Below are 13912 nucleotides of genomic sequence, written 5' to 3'. Positions count from 1 at the left end.
TATCATAACCACAGCCGGAAGTCCAGCCATATCTTCTTAACCTTGCTCTTTTAGAAGTAAATGTTGCAACATCCCTGCAATATCATACCCGTAGTTCTCTCCTGTCGCCCAACCGGCTCCTTCCGGGTTCTCTTTCTGTCCCAGCCATTGTACATAAGGTGCGGAAGCTTTTTTCACATATTCATAACGGTTATCCACGCAAGTCTGATTCAGCGGTTCATCTGTCGCATAGGCCTTCAGATGCTGTATCTGTGCCCGCACTCCTGTTCTGACATCCGGATAAGAATTTCCCGGCACTCCTCCCCCGGTTGTTCCTATTCCGGCAAAATTGAACTGTTCAATACTTACATCACCGCCAAACTGAAGAAATCCAGTCTCTTTCATTGCCTGGGTAAATGCAACCTCTGCCCGGATGTCTTCTGCCTCTGCTTCTTCACAGTAGATCTGGCAGAATGTTTCTATGGTATCTGCTCCACCTTTTGCCAGTTCTTCCGACGGATATTCGTATCCCGATTGATTGAAATAATCTGCAAGCTCATCCACCGTAACAACACTCTCCCCCATAACCGGATACTGCCCGGCCGGAGAACACATCTGTGCTGTTATTGCTACGCTGTCAGTCTGTGCAACTTCTTCTATCGAATCTGTTGCCTCTTCCGCAACTCCTTCCTTTTCGTTTTGTATGTCAGAATCTGATTTCTGTTCTACTTCTGACTGTTTCATAACATTATTTTTCTGGTTCTGAGGAATCATTCCGTTTCTTCCTGCCATTGCCAGAATCACTACCAGAAAAACTCCCATTGCTGCTTCTATATAAATAGGTAATCTCATTTCACGCTTCCTGTCCATTTCTCAGGTATTTGATATAGTATATACAACAATTCTTTCAGATAACACTCAATTAATATACTATAAAAAGAGAACATTCTTCCGTAGCTTTACCGGCTACAGAAGAACATTCTCTTACACATGATATTTTGAAGTTGCAGACGATCTCGGCGAGGCTGGATACCGGCATTCATCTCCATCCAAGGAGAAATCTATACGTGGTGGATATGTAATGCCACTTGAAGCATCAAGTATCGACACTCTCTTTTCCCGCAGCAAGCTCTTGCAAATCAAATGCAAGAGGAGGCGGATGACTGCTGCTTGGCTTAATCATTTAAGTTGAAATTGTACACTAGAACCACTTACAACAATATTTCCTTCTTTCAAATTTTTATTAAGGAATTTGTATGCCCATGGTTGCAAATTATATGCAAAGGAATTCCAATTACTAATATTCGAAGAGAGATAGATAACATGTTTACTTGTTAATCCAGCTCCTCGCCCATCACTCATATCGATATAGGCGGTATTTCGAAAAACATTACTTTCTCGATCGTAAAATTTTTCGACTAAAAACCCCATCTCATCGGCTGACATTACATTTTTCAAATAATTCTTTCCTATTTTTTCCGGATTATGGAATTTGAAAAATATCTTCTCACTGACCCATGTAATAAAACTAAAAATATAGAAGGCGGCAATGATTATGAGCCCGACACTGATATAAGTTTGATAAGTTTCACGAAATTCCACAATGCTAAATTTCATAGCATAGTCTTGTGGCATATATGTAATTATAATCCCTGCAATAAATAATACTGCACAGATTTCTTTGAGTTTCATCTTTTCTATTATGGTTTTGATTACGCTCATGCTCCCAAATATCACCTCTTTAACCAAGCATCTGAGCATATGCTTCGAGTCTATTCTTTGCTTCCTTTACTCTGTCTTTTGCACTTTCCAAAGAAACATTTGCTTTTTTAAGGCTTTCCTCGGCTTTTATTTTTTGTTTATCTGTTTTCGCTTCAGACAGCTTCTGTGCCCACATCAAAACTCTATCTTCGCATTTTTTCAAAGCTGCTTCTGATTTTTTTAATGTAGCTTCCGCTTTTTCATATCTTCTAACGGTTCCAACATCATATTTATCTTTAATATCGTTCCATCTAGGAACATTTAATTCTTTACCATAACGAGCTTTATATGCTTTGTTAAACTTTGTCAGCCATGTTGAGGCAATACTATCCCTTAACTTAGGCTCCTTAAATGTTGTTTCTTCAATAGCAGAGATAAAATCTTCCAATGATTCAAACATTTTATAATCGGTTGAGTTATCAGAGTACCAAACACCTGGGCGAATCTTATGGATTACTCCATCTTTTACCTGGAGATTGATAGGATAGTTTTCCATTCTCCTAGTAATTTCCCATACTTTTTTCAACCAAACATCCTTAATTGTAACAACACCATCTTCGCTCATATCATATCCGAAAATCAGATAATCTACATCCAACATATATGGCTTTTCTAAAATTTCCGATGCATACATTCTAAAGTCTGCAATATCGAAACCCGGACTATTCGAACGATTGAAAGCTTTCACTTCCAACAAATTCTGTGTTTTATCATCTGGGTTCAAATAAAAGTCTGGTGGCATCTGAGAATTAGTGTCAGGAGCATATTCAATCCCGTTATGATCCATCCAACCTTGCAACCACTCCTGCATAATATTACCAACAACATCTTTTTGTTTTACAATAATACTGACTTCGCCTAAAAAGAATTTAATTTGACCTTCTAAGGTTAAAATAGCATCTTCATTAATCAGCTTATCGTACACTTGCTGTGCCGTCAATCGCATTTTCCTTCCCCCTATCTTTGTTTTTGATATATTTCTCCTAATCGTAAGGAAATTTCTTTAATAACAGGAACACATACAGTATTTCCAAGTAAATCAAATGCATCTCCTTCACTTAATTGATCAAGTGAGTATTCGTCTGGATAACCACACAATCGTTGACATTCTCTAATGGATAATCTGCGAATTCCATTTCCATCAACTACACCTAATTTAGAAACATCCATAGCAACCAATGTAGGTGCCATCTCATCAGGACTTAAAATCTTTGAAAACTCAAAGGATAATTTTCCTGCAACAATATTATATCCTTTAGGTAAATCTGTATCAGGGACTCTTACTTTTGTGCCGTCTTTTTCAATCTGCTTTTTAGGATGCTCAAATGCCAAATATCCCATTTCATGAAGGTGATTCAACATCTCATGCAGCTCTGGGACATCGTAAAAGGTTCTAATTTGCTCTTCAGTCAATGGCATTCCATCCATCCAAGTTATTCCAATTTCCTCAGCCCAATGCTTTTTTCTTCTTTCTTTCAATAAAAGGCTCAAGAATTCTTTTTCTTCTGGTGTTGTAACTCCTTTTAAATCAATATCCCATGAATGGATATTATTTTTTCCACCTCGTTTATCTTTAATGGACTTACCCTTTACTTCTTCAGGAGTGTAATAAGTAAAGAGTTTTCTTGTGAAGTCTGAATCAACTGTTGGTAATCCTTGTTCCAAAACACTATCCAACGTCTTGATACTTTCATCAAAATCATCAAGGCTCACCTTATCTGTGAGTGTTCCGACAATATACACTCTTTTTCTACTCTGTGGTAATCCGAAAAATTTCGAATCTAATAATTTATATGAAACCTTATAACCTAATGCTTCCAAATGATCAATGATTATTTTCAAGGTATCTCCACCATCATGGTTGATTAATCCTTCAACGTTTTCTAAAAGAAATCCCATGGCAGGATGTCCTGATTCGATCTTCCCTTTGAGAATCCTTTCAATTTCAAAAAACATTGTTCCTCTAGTATCTTTAAATCCTTTTCTGACTCCGGCCGAGCTAAATGGTTGGCATGGGAAGCCTGCGAGGAGAACATCAAAATCAGGGATGTCAACTACATCAATTTGAGTAATATCTCCATTTACAACTTCGTCCTTACCATAAAAATCTTTATAAGCCTTAATTGCATATTGCTTAATTTCAGAAGAAAAAACACATTCTGTTTCTAATCCGAGAACATCCATAGCCTCTTGAAATCCCAAACGTATTCCTCCTAAGCCTGCAAATAAATCAATGATTCTAGGCATTGTTATTCTCCTTCATTATTATTTTCTTTGCTATTCTGAGATGCAAGAATATGGGATGCTTCTAAAAGAGCCGTCCTTCTTACAAACTCACTATAAGATGAATACGCTTCTATACGTGCTGCCTGTTTCAATTTTTCAAGTTCATCTTTCGACACTCGAATACTCATTGAATAGGCTTTGTTTTCTTTATCCATAAACAGTACCTCCAATGTAAATTATATCATTTTCGTGGAACAAATACAACACAAGTGCCATACAATGTTTTGTTCCGCTGTTTATAATACACATCGCAGATTACAGATTTTATACGGTGAGCGCTATGGACTAAGTTTTTCCAGTGCAAAAGGAGAAGGTACGGAAGTTCAGATAAGAATTCCGGCAATTTTGCCATAAATAAGCATAAAAAAAGAAGCTGTACACATCGCAGCTTCTTTTTTATGCTTATTATTTCCACAATTTCTTGTAGATTTCAATAACATCTTCCTTATTTGGTACTCTTGGGTTTGTTGCTGTACATCCATCCTCGAGTGCGGCATCTGCCATACTGTCGATTGCATTGAAGTACTCTTCCTCTGAGATTGTACCCATCTGAGAGATTGACAGCGGAATATCCATCTCTTTTAACATAAACTGTACCCAGTTTACAAGGGATCTGACTGTCATAATCTCATTGTAGCTGCTCAGTCCAAGGATCTGAGCTACGGTTGCATAACGCTTAACAGCCGGAAGATATTCTTTCTGACTCTTACTATGTTTATTGATATCACTGTTGAATTCAATGATATGTGGAAGAAGCATTGCGTTCGCACGCCCGTGTGGGATGTGGAACTTTGCACCTAACTGATGAGCCATACCATGGTTCAGTCCGAGAGATGCTGAGTTGAATGCCAATCCTGCCAGACAGGATGCAGAATGCATCTTCTGACGTGCATGAGTATCATTTCCATCCAGATATGCTCTGAGAAGGAATACTCCAACCAACTCAATTGATTTCTCTGCAAGTGCTGTTGAGAAATCGCTTCTATCTGTACTTACACATGCTTCAAGTGCGTGTGTAAATACGTCCATTCCTGTATCTGCTGTAATCGCCGCTGGCACACTCTTTACAAGTTCTGCATCGAGGATTGCCTCGTCCGGTGTCAATTCCCAGGATACCAGTGGATATTTTCTCTGCTCTGCCGGGTCTGATACAACGGCAAATGAAGTTACCTCTGATCCTGTACCGCTTGTTGTCGGGATTGCGATCAGCCCTACCTCTGCGTAATGATCTACGCGAAGTGCAAATTCACGGATTGACTTGGAGGAGTCAATTGCTGATCCGCCACCAACTGCAACAATTGCATCCGGCTTATATTCAAGCATCTTCTTAACACCGAGACTGATCTTCTCAATCGGTGGATCCGGAACAATATCCTGAAAGATATCATATTCCTTACCTGCTTTTTTGATTGGATCGAGAATCAGGTTCAGATTTTTGCTTTTCGCCATAAATGGGTCTGTAACGATCAGGATCTTCTTATATGGCACTTCTGCCAGTCGATCCAGCGCATTATCTCCAAAATTTACTCTAGTTTTAATCTGAAAGCTTTTCATAACTGCCCTTCCTTACTTTGGATAGATACATTTTACACCAATCTTATCAAAATGCTGAAGCCATCTTGTTTCCGGCTTTGCATCCGTAACTATAGTTGTGATCTGATCTAATGAACCTATCTCAGCAAATGCTACTTGATCGAACTTACTGCTGTCTACAGCAAGAATTTTTTTCTTTTGCTCTTGTCAGCATTGTTCGCTTATTATTCGCATGCAGATCATCTGAATCTGTAAGTCCAGCGTTCATATCGATTCCCTTTGCAGAGATAATTGCCTTATCTACATGATAAGATCGAAGCATCCGGTCTGTCTGATAACCTACCAGTGCAAAGGATCCTTCTCTTGACTCTCCTCCGGTAGAGAGAACCTTCCAATCCTGCGCCCCAAAAAGCTCTATGATAATCTCCACAGAGTTTGTGAGCACGGTAAGATTCTTCTTTCCCTGTTCAAGAAGTGTCTTTGCAACATATACTGCTGTAGAACTTGCATCAAGCATGATGCTGTCCCCATCTTTGATCTGTTCACTCACCAGTTCCGCAATATGCTGTTTACCAACAATATTGCGATTCTTTCTGATGTTGAAAGGAAGCTCGATATTCACATTTTCATTGATCACGGCACCGCCATAGCTTTTTATGGCGAAACCGTCCTGAACCAGTTTATCGAGGTCTCTTCGGATTGTCTCCTCAGAAACCTCGTAAATCTGACTCAGTTCGCTTACTACGACTCTTCTATCGTTCTGCAGTTTTTCTAATATTTCATTTCTTCTCTCTATCGCAAGCATCTAACTGCCTCCTGTCCTAAGTCCAATATAATGTTACTGGTATTGAACTATAATTCCCTCAGACATTAAAGCAGAGTTCATTATAAGATTGCGTCGCGAATCTGAGCATCCGGATGAGCAATAACGGAAGAGTCAAGGAACATTCCTCTATCTTTGATTGCTTCCTTAGCTTTTTCGATTGCAGCTTCTACAGCAGCCACTTCACCAGTGAGCAGCATGTAGGATTTTCCGCACATACCACGTGCGATACGAAGCTCGATCAAATCAACGATAGCCGTCTTCGCAGCCTCATCAGCAGCTACAATAATTGAAGATGCATCGTATGTCTCCATAATACCAAGAGCGGATACGTCTTCAATATGTGCAGCACCGTAGATTGCCGGGAAGATGGACTCGTGCGGATTACCGAGCACAAAACTGTCGATCAGGTGAAGACCATGCATCTCTTTTGCATTATCCACTGCTGCTTTAACGGCACTTAAGTCACCTGTAATGATCGCGATATATTTGCCCGGACATACTGTCTGTGCTTCGATTATGCTGACTTCAGAAGTCTTTACCATAGCATCAGCTGCGGTAATACCTGCTGAAACAGTCTTATATTCTACCATTCCAATAGCCTTACTCATTGCCTGCACGTCCTTCCTGAGATTCTATGACAATATATTTCTCATTTACTTCTGTAACTAAACCATTCACGGATGCGTGGATTCCAACGCTTAATCCCTTTCCTGGTTCAGCAATCATCTGTCCTTTAGTTACCATGTCGCCTGCTTTCACAATTGCAGAAGCAGGTGCTCCAATATGCTGACTTAACAGAATACGTACTGTCTTAACCGGCACTGCTGATTCATCAAGCGGTGCTTCACGGTTATATCTCGTAAGATCAAGACGCGCCATAAGTCTCTCCATCGGAACTTTTCTGTATTCTCTTTCCGGTCCTACAGGTTTTGCTTCTACTTTCGGAGGACGGATTCCGTTTGCACGAAGACCTCCCTTGTACTCTGCCATAAGACTTCTTGGTGAAAGTCCCTGGAAACAGGAATACATCTCACAAAGTCCGCAGGATGAGCAGAACAACGTATTGATGAAGATGTTCGGCTCCTGTACATCCTTGCATGTTGCTGCAAGCATAAATTTATTTGGCTCAATCGGATGTCCTAACAGATGTCTTGGACATAAGTCTGTACACATTGTACACTGGCAACAGCAAGCTGCTGCTCTCTTCATATCGATTGAGTTTTTCTTTAATTTCTTCTGAATGATGTGATGGTCTTTCGGAAGAACAAGGATTGCATTTGTTGTCTTTGTAACAGGCTGCGCTCCTGTTCCGATATTACCCATCATAGGTCCACCAACGAAGTAAACTGCATCTTTTGTAGTCACACCGCCGGCAAGAGCTACTACCTCTTCCAGTGGTGTTCCGATTGGAACACGTACTGTGATTGGGTGCTCTACCTCAGCTACTACTGATACAAGCTTGTCCTCAACAGGTGTCTTCTCATTCAGTGCTCTGTATACATTGTAAACTGTCTCTACGTTGAATACAGCTACGCCGCTTTCGATTGGAAGTCCGCCCGGTCTTACAACTTTACCTGTTGTCTCATAAATAAGAACAACCTCATCACCTGCCGGATATACTTCATCCAACAGTCCAAGTCTTACTTCCGGATACTGTCCCATAACGGCCTTTACAGCTTCGATCGTTGCTGTGTAAGCTTTCTTAATACCAATGATGACTTCTTTCGCACCGACTGTCTCGCCGATCATATGAAATGTATCAATGATCTCCTTTGCATATTTCTCAAGGAGCTGTCTGTGAAGTCGAAGCAGTGGCTCACACTCTGCACAGTTCAGAATGATTGTCTCTGCACGTTCATCTAATTTAGCATATGTAGGAAAGCCTGCACCACCAGCACCAACGATACCGTTCTGCTGCAATATGCTGCTTAATTCTTTCATATCCATAATTTCACTACTCCAGTCCTAATCCTTCGTCAATAATTCCAACGATTGCAGCATCGATCGGTGCTTCCGGCATACCACTTCCGATTCTCGCAGCACTTCCCTGTACAACCAGAACGTATTCGCCGATTCCTGCGCCGATCTTATCGATTGCAATGATCTGTTTTGCTCCCTGACGCATATGATCTGCCACTTCTACAATCATGAATTTATTTCCGACTAAGTTTTCATTCTTGCGTGTTGATACAACACTGCCAACAACTTTTCCCATTAACATGATACAATCCTCACGGTATCCCCGCTCTTAATCTGCGCTGCATTTGCTTCATCTGTATCGATGTGCATCTCAAGTGTAAAGCTGTCATCTACACGGATCTGTACGTTGTTAAAGATGGTTCCTCTCTCATTATCTGCTTTTACAGATACGATATCACCATCATGAACTCCTGCTGCCATCGCATCTTTCGGAGCCATGTGAATATGTCTCTTCGCAACAATGCATCCCTCGTTCAGATACACCGCACCTTTTGGTCCGATGATCGCGATTGGTGCGCTTCCTGCAATATTTCCTGATTCTCTGATTGGTGCTTTTACACCGAGGCTGATTGCATCTGTTGCAGAAATCTCTACCTGAGTATTCTTTCTGACTGGTCCAAGAACTCTTACATTCTCGATTGCTCTTAATTTAAGACCAACAATTGTAACCTTTTCGTTTGATGCAAACTGTCCACCCATAAGTTCTTTGAACTTTGTAAGATGGTAGCCTTCTCCAAACAGAATCTCGACATGCTCCTGTGTGAGATGGATATGTCTTGCGGACACTCCGATTGGAACGAGAAAACCTTCTCCAGACTGAGCAGCATTCTTTTTCTCTACTGCTTCGAGAACCATTTTTGTAATTAATTCCACATTACTGTTATCCATATTTGTGTCTCCTCGCAAAGTGGATTGCTCCACTTACTTATTTAAGCACTCTCAGGGGATCAGCGCCCGGCGCTTAATCCCCTGAAAGTACCGGTTTTATTTACCTTTGACTATTATTTGATCTGTGGAAGAATCTTCTCAACATCTGTATGTGGTCTTGGGATTACATGTGTAGCTACAAGCTCTCCAAGTCTTCCTGCTGACTCTGCTCCAGACTCAACTGCTGATTTAACTGCTCCAACGTCTCCACGAACCATAACTGTTACAAGACCGGATCCGATCTTCTCTGTTCCAACGAGTGCTACGTTAGCAGCCTTTAACATTGAATCTGCTGCCTCGATAGATGCTACAAGTCCTCTTGTTTCAACCATTCCTAATGCTTCCTGTGACATTCTGCGTTCCTCCTTCTGAACTTCCGGTTTCTTCTGAACCGTTTCTACCTTTTGCGCCGTCTTTTTTACTCTGCGTACAGTTTTGGCTGGCGCTTTGGCTGTTGTTGTTTTCTTTTCTTTTTCGTCTGCCATCTGTAGCTGCCTCCTATACAACCTTGTTTACACTTGTGTTAATGATTCTCAAGATCTCCTCGTGAGGACTTGGGATCACTACTGTGCTCACTGGTTTTTTGATTCCATTCTGCTCGGCAGCTTCAATGGCCTGCGCAACTGCGGATACATCACCACGAATTATGATCGTGACAAGTCTTCCACCCAGTTTTTTCTCCCATGTAACGAACTGCACATCAGCAGTCTTGCACATGATATCCACGGCTACCACTGCTGCCGTAACGCTTGGGATTTCAAAGAATCCATACGCTTTTCCCATGAGACTGCTCCTTTTCTAGCTGTTTGACTTCAAACTATACTGTAGGAAGGATCTTCTCAACGTCGTTGTGTGGTCTTGGGATTACGTGTGTAGCTACGAGTTCTCCAAGTCTTCCAGCTGCGTCAGCACCTGTCTCAACTGCTGCTTTAACAGCTCCAACATCTCCACGAACCATAACTGTTACAAGTCCGGATCCGATCTTCTCTGTTCCTACAAGTGTAACCTCTGCTGCTTTTGTCATTGCATCTGCAGCCTCGATTGCTGCTGTAAGTCCTCTTGTTTCTACCATTCCTAATGCAAGCTGTGCCATTGCCATTGTAATATCCTCCTAAATTTCTTCGACTTCTTCGTCTGTTACTTTGTGTGGTGTTCCTTTATCAAATGCGTTAAGCTTAAGCATCTTCTCAGTGTCCTCAGTCGGTCTTGAGATCTTATACTTTGTGACAATTCCTGTCATTGACTCTGCTTTCGCTGTAGCAGCCTCAAGTGCTGCCTCCACATCTGCAACCTGTCCGCGGAACTTGACCATTACGATCAACGGTACAGGCAATTCGTCTGCATTCGCAGGTTTATTTTTATCGAAGTTCTCCAGTCTTACATTTCCTGCCTTACATCCGGCGTCAGCCGCTGCAAATGCCGTTGCAAGTCCGAATACTTCCAGCATACCTACTGCTTCCATACTCTCTCACCTTATTTGTTGATGATTGCAATCTTAAGACCTTTCATAGCCAGGTTTGTCTGGTGAGCCTCATTGATCTGCTCGAGCGGGAACTCATGTGTGATCAGATCATCCATCGGAAGTCCGATTGCTTTTGCTCTCTTAAGGAAATCAAATGTAGTTGCATAATCTCTCAGAGTGTATACCCATGAGCCAACCAGTGTGATTTCTTTTGAGCAAAGATCGAAGTGTGGGTTGATTGTTGCATCTCCACCATTGATAAAGAATCCAAGCTCACAAAGTCCACCACCATTGCGGATGAATTTGTAAATGTTTGCATGAGCGATCGGTGATCCTGTACACTGGAATGCGAAGTCAGCAGCATGTCCGCCGAATGCATCTTTTACTCCCTGTGCAAGTGCATCGATTCCCTGGAAATCTTTGAAGTTAACTGACTTCTCAGCTCCCATTCTCTTAGCAAAGTCAAGTCTCTTCTGCTCTCCGTCTACAGCTACGATATTCTCAATACCCATTGTACGAAGAACTGCGATACAGATCAGTCCAATCGGTCCACATCCCTGAACAACAACTCTGCTGTTGAATCTTAAGATTCCTGTTGTCTTAGCTCTTTCTACTGCATGTACAAGTACTGCACATGGCTCGATCAGTACACGGGATTTCAGATCCAGATCACTTACGTTGAATACTGTAGATCCCTCACGGATCAGGATGTAATCTGAGAACCATCCATTCAGATGAACATCATCGTCCGGGAGAAGTCCGTATACATCAGCTCCGCCTACGTTCTGTTTGTTGAGGTCGTACATTGTGATCTCCGGATCATCCTTGAAGATCATACATGTAACAACTTTATCTCCAAGATTCAGAGCTTTTCCAGCGCTGTCAACTTTAACGTTTTTACCCATCTTAACGATCTCACCTGTTCCCTCATGTCCGAGTACTACAGGAATAAGGCTGAATGGGTCTCTCTTGAATTCGTGAGCGTCTGTTCCACAAACACCACATCCTTCAACTTTAACAAGAATATCTCCGTCACCAACTTCCGGCATCGGATACTCTTTGATTTCAAAATGCTCAAGTGCTGTAAGCATAGCTACGTGAGCTGTCTTTGGAATTTCATTTCCTGCTGCTTTCTGTGCCGGAGCTGCTTCTGGAACTTTCTTTTCCAGCATGCTCTCAAGTACCTGTTTTACAACAGCTTCTACATTAGCAGAATTCATTTCCATTGTCTATACCTCCGTTATCTTATACATAAGCTGTCTGTCATTACGCAACGTCTTCTCTTTGTGAAGCTGCTTGCGCTTGTAAGTCCTTCACCAGTTCTGCTGGCAATTGTAAATGTACAGAAGCCTTCGCCTCCGAATCCAAGTGCCGCATAGGATGGTCCGTTCTTAACAAGAATTGCTGTGTCAATTGCTTTTGCATATTTTGTAATACGATCTACATTCTTGGAATGAATGTGAGCGGAATGTCTGTTACCATGCTCAAGCCATACAGCCTGCTCTACAGCATCGTCGAAATCTTTCGCTCTTACTACACCAAGAATTGGCATCATAAGCTCTGTTGCGATCAGTGGGTGTTCCTTTGGTCCTTCAAATGTAATACATCTAATATTGTCCGGAACTGTAACTCCGATCATTCCAAGCAGTGTCTTTGCATCACGTCCAACACATTTTCTGTTCAGCTTTCCGCCTGCAAGAACTACATTTGTCAGTGCATCCTGCTCTTCCTTGGAAGCCAGGTAGCATCCCTGCTCATTTACCATGTAGTGCATCAGTTCATCAACGATAGAATCAACTGCAACAATCTCTTTTTCTGCGATACACGGAAGGTTGTTATCAAATGTACATCCGTTTACAATGTCCTCAGCTGCCTTACGGATATCTGCTGTCTCATCAACGAGTGCCGGTGGGTTACCTGCTCCAGCTCCGATTCCTCTTCTTCCTGAAGAAAGAACTGCTGTAACAACTCCCGGACCTCCTGTTGCAGCGATCAGCTGAATTGCAGGATGTTTCATCATGATGTTACTTGTCTCAAGTGTCGGATGCTCTACTGTACAAGCAATGTTGTCCGGTCCACCAACCTCAACAGATGCTTCGTTCAGAAGATTAACTGCGTAGATTGATGTTTTGATTGCTGCCGGATGTGGGTTAAATACTACTGTATTTCCACCTGCGAACATTCCGATTGTGTTACAGAGAACTGTCTCACTTGGGTTTGTACAAGGTGTGATCGCTCCGATTACTCCGAACGGTCCCATCTCGATCAATGTAAGACCTCTGTCTCCTGACCATGCCTGTGTAGTGATATCCTCTGTTCCCGGAGTCTTCTCAGCTACAAGCTGGTGTTTTAAAATTTTATGTCCGACATTTCCCATGCCAGTCTCCTGAACTCCCATGCGGGCCAGGATTTCTGCATTCTCCTTGATCTTTTTACGAATGTTGGAGATAACTTTCTCTCTGTGATCCAGTGACATCTTAGCCACGATCTTCTGGGACGCTTTCGCTGCCTCAATGGCCTCGTTCATATCCTTGAATACACCGCGGTCTCCCTGTACATCAGAAGCGATCTGCATCTTTGCAAGAACGTCCTGTACGATGTCCTGAACCATCTGTTCATTTATAGACACTCTAATACCTCCTTGAAGACTTGTTTTCCGTAAGCTGCGATTGCTGTGTCCTGCTCAGCAGTTCCACCGCTGACTCCGAGTGCACCGACGATCTTGCCATCAGCTTCGAGTACCTCTCCACCCCCGAAGATCACGATCTTACCGTCATTCGTAAACTGAATTCCGTATAACGGCTGTCCCGGCTGACTCAACTGACTTAACTCTGCTGTGGACATCTTAAGGCTCGCGGAAGTATATGTCTTGTTCAATGCAATGTCAAAGCTTGCTATGTAGGCGTCATCCATACACTGGACGGCTACAGGTCTGCCTGCCTTGTCGGAAACTGCTACAACCGCATTCACGCCCACACGTGCCGCTTCTGCCTTAACTTTTTCAATCAAGGCATTGGCAAGCTTCAATGTCATCTGATGCTTTTTGCATTTACAGACATGTTTGTGTGTATGTTGTGGAGCTGCTTCCTTCATCTGATCCAGCACAGCCTGAACTGCACTGGTAATTTCCTGCTCATTCATAGCATTGCTCCTTTACT

18 protein-coding genes are annotated in these 13912 nt (G+C 42.1%); all 18 read right to left on the bottom strand.

Features of this window, described 5'->3' with window-relative positions; translation table 11 throughout:
• Nucleotides 1–36: 36 nt before the first annotated feature.
• The 18 genes from DXB52_RS01595 to DXB52_RS01510 all read right to left on the bottom strand — a co-directional run bounded on the left by DXB52_RS01595 (nucleotide 37) and on the right by DXB52_RS01510 (nucleotide 13895).
• Nucleotides 37–831 (bottom strand): glucosaminidase domain-containing protein, encoded by a 795-nt coding sequence (locus DXB52_RS01595; RefSeq protein ID WP_227158972.1) that lies wholly within the window; start codon nucleotides 829–831, stop codon nucleotides 37–39.
• Nucleotides 832–1158: 327 nt separating this feature from the next.
• Complete coding sequence (locus tag DXB52_RS01590) at nucleotides 1159–1701, bottom strand: super-infection exclusion protein B (RefSeq protein WP_181984716.1); 543 nt, start codon at nucleotides 1699–1701, stop codon at nucleotides 1159–1161.
• A 19-nt stretch (nucleotides 1702–1720) separates the two neighbouring features.
• On the bottom strand, nucleotides 1721–2686 hold the full coding sequence (locus DXB52_RS01585) for an NgoBV family restriction endonuclease (protein ID WP_118106333.1): 966 nt from the start codon (nucleotides 2684–2686) through the stop codon (nucleotides 1721–1723).
• A gap of 11 nt (nucleotides 2687–2697) precedes the next feature.
• Nucleotides 2698–3987: a DNA (cytosine-5-)-methyltransferase gene (gene dcm / locus DXB52_RS01580; RefSeq protein WP_118106331.1), complete on the bottom strand. Its 1290-nt coding sequence runs from the start codon at nucleotides 3985–3987 to the stop codon at nucleotides 2698–2700.
• Nucleotides 3988–3989: 2 nt separating this feature from the next.
• The gene (locus DXB52_RS01575; RefSeq protein WP_118106329.1) at nucleotides 3990–4181 is read right to left on the bottom strand and encodes a type II toxin -antitoxin system TacA 1-like antitoxin; all 192 of its coding nucleotides are present in this window, start codon (nucleotides 4179–4181) and stop codon (nucleotides 3990–3992) included.
• A gap of 250 nt (nucleotides 4182–4431) precedes the next feature.
• The gene (locus DXB52_RS01570; protein ID WP_117540806.1) at nucleotides 4432–5580 is read right to left on the bottom strand and encodes a 1-propanol dehydrogenase PduQ; all 1149 of its coding nucleotides are present in this window, start codon (nucleotides 5578–5580) and stop codon (nucleotides 4432–4434) included.
• A 145-nt stretch (nucleotides 5581–5725) separates the two neighbouring features.
• Nucleotides 5726–6364, bottom strand: coding sequence for a DeoR/GlpR family DNA-binding transcription regulator (locus DXB52_RS01565; protein WP_472519900.1), 639 nt, complete (start codon nucleotides 6362–6364; stop codon nucleotides 5726–5728).
• Between the two features lie 80 nt (nucleotides 6365–6444).
• Complete coding sequence (locus DXB52_RS01560) at nucleotides 6445–6993, bottom strand: BMC domain-containing protein (protein WP_015528225.1); 549 nt, start codon at nucleotides 6991–6993, stop codon at nucleotides 6445–6447.
• Nucleotides 6986–8332: an SLBB domain-containing protein gene (locus tag DXB52_RS01555; protein WP_015528226.1), complete on the bottom strand. Its 1347-nt coding sequence runs from the start codon at nucleotides 8330–8332 to the stop codon at nucleotides 6986–6988. Before DXB52_RS01555 ends, DXB52_RS01560 begins: the two co-directional genes overlap by 8 nt.
• Nucleotides 8333–8339: 7 nt before the next feature.
• The gene (locus DXB52_RS01550) at nucleotides 8340–8606 is read right to left on the bottom strand and encodes a EutN/CcmL family microcompartment protein (RefSeq protein ID WP_015528227.1); all 267 of its coding nucleotides are present in this window, start codon (nucleotides 8604–8606) and stop codon (nucleotides 8340–8342) included.
• Complete coding sequence (pduL, locus tag DXB52_RS01545; RefSeq protein ID WP_015528228.1) at nucleotides 8600–9253, bottom strand: phosphate propanoyltransferase; 654 nt, start codon at nucleotides 9251–9253, stop codon at nucleotides 8600–8602. Before pduL ends, DXB52_RS01550 begins: the two co-directional genes overlap by 7 nt.
• A gap of 113 nt (nucleotides 9254–9366) precedes the next feature.
• Entirely contained in the window at nucleotides 9367–9645 is a 279-nt protein-coding gene (locus tag DXB52_RS01540; protein ID WP_054751816.1) for a BMC domain-containing protein, read from the bottom strand.
• A gap of 145 nt (nucleotides 9646–9790) precedes the next feature.
• A complete protein-coding gene (locus DXB52_RS01535) occupies nucleotides 9791–10075 on the bottom strand; it encodes a BMC domain-containing protein (RefSeq protein WP_020436527.1) in 285 nt (94 codons plus the stop codon).
• A 34-nt stretch (nucleotides 10076–10109) separates the two neighbouring features.
• Nucleotides 10110–10385: a BMC domain-containing protein gene (locus DXB52_RS01530; protein ID WP_009003872.1), complete on the bottom strand. Its 276-nt coding sequence runs from the start codon at nucleotides 10383–10385 to the stop codon at nucleotides 10110–10112.
• An 18-nt stretch (nucleotides 10386–10403) separates the two neighbouring features.
• Nucleotides 10404–10754 carry a BMC domain-containing protein gene (locus DXB52_RS01525; protein ID WP_015528232.1) on the bottom strand — a complete coding sequence of 117 codons (351 nt, stop codon included), beginning with the start codon at nucleotides 10752–10754 and terminating at the stop codon, nucleotides 10404–10406.
• An 11-nt stretch (nucleotides 10755–10765) separates the two neighbouring features.
• Nucleotides 10766–11980 carry a zinc-dependent alcohol dehydrogenase gene (locus DXB52_RS01520; protein WP_015528233.1) on the bottom strand — a complete coding sequence of 405 codons (1215 nt, stop codon included), beginning with the start codon at nucleotides 11978–11980 and terminating at the stop codon, nucleotides 10766–10768.
• Nucleotides 11981–11994: 14 nt separating this feature from the next.
• Nucleotides 11995–13383: an aldehyde dehydrogenase family protein gene (locus tag DXB52_RS01515; RefSeq protein WP_117540812.1), complete on the bottom strand. Its 1389-nt coding sequence runs from the start codon at nucleotides 13381–13383 to the stop codon at nucleotides 11995–11997.
• Entirely contained in the window at nucleotides 13374–13895 is a 522-nt protein-coding gene (locus DXB52_RS01510) for a GlcG/HbpS family heme-binding protein (RefSeq protein WP_117540814.1), read from the bottom strand. The genes DXB52_RS01515 and DXB52_RS01510 overlap by 10 nt, the downstream gene beginning before the upstream one ends.
• Nucleotides 13896–13912: the final 17 nt, after the last annotated feature.

Source organism: Ruminococcus sp. OM04-4AA, from assembly GCF_003462585.1.
GTDB classification, from domain to species: domain Bacteria; phylum Bacillota; class Clostridia; order Lachnospirales; family Lachnospiraceae; genus Mediterraneibacter; species Mediterraneibacter faecis.
This window is presented reverse-complemented; position numbering and strand designations above follow the sequence as displayed.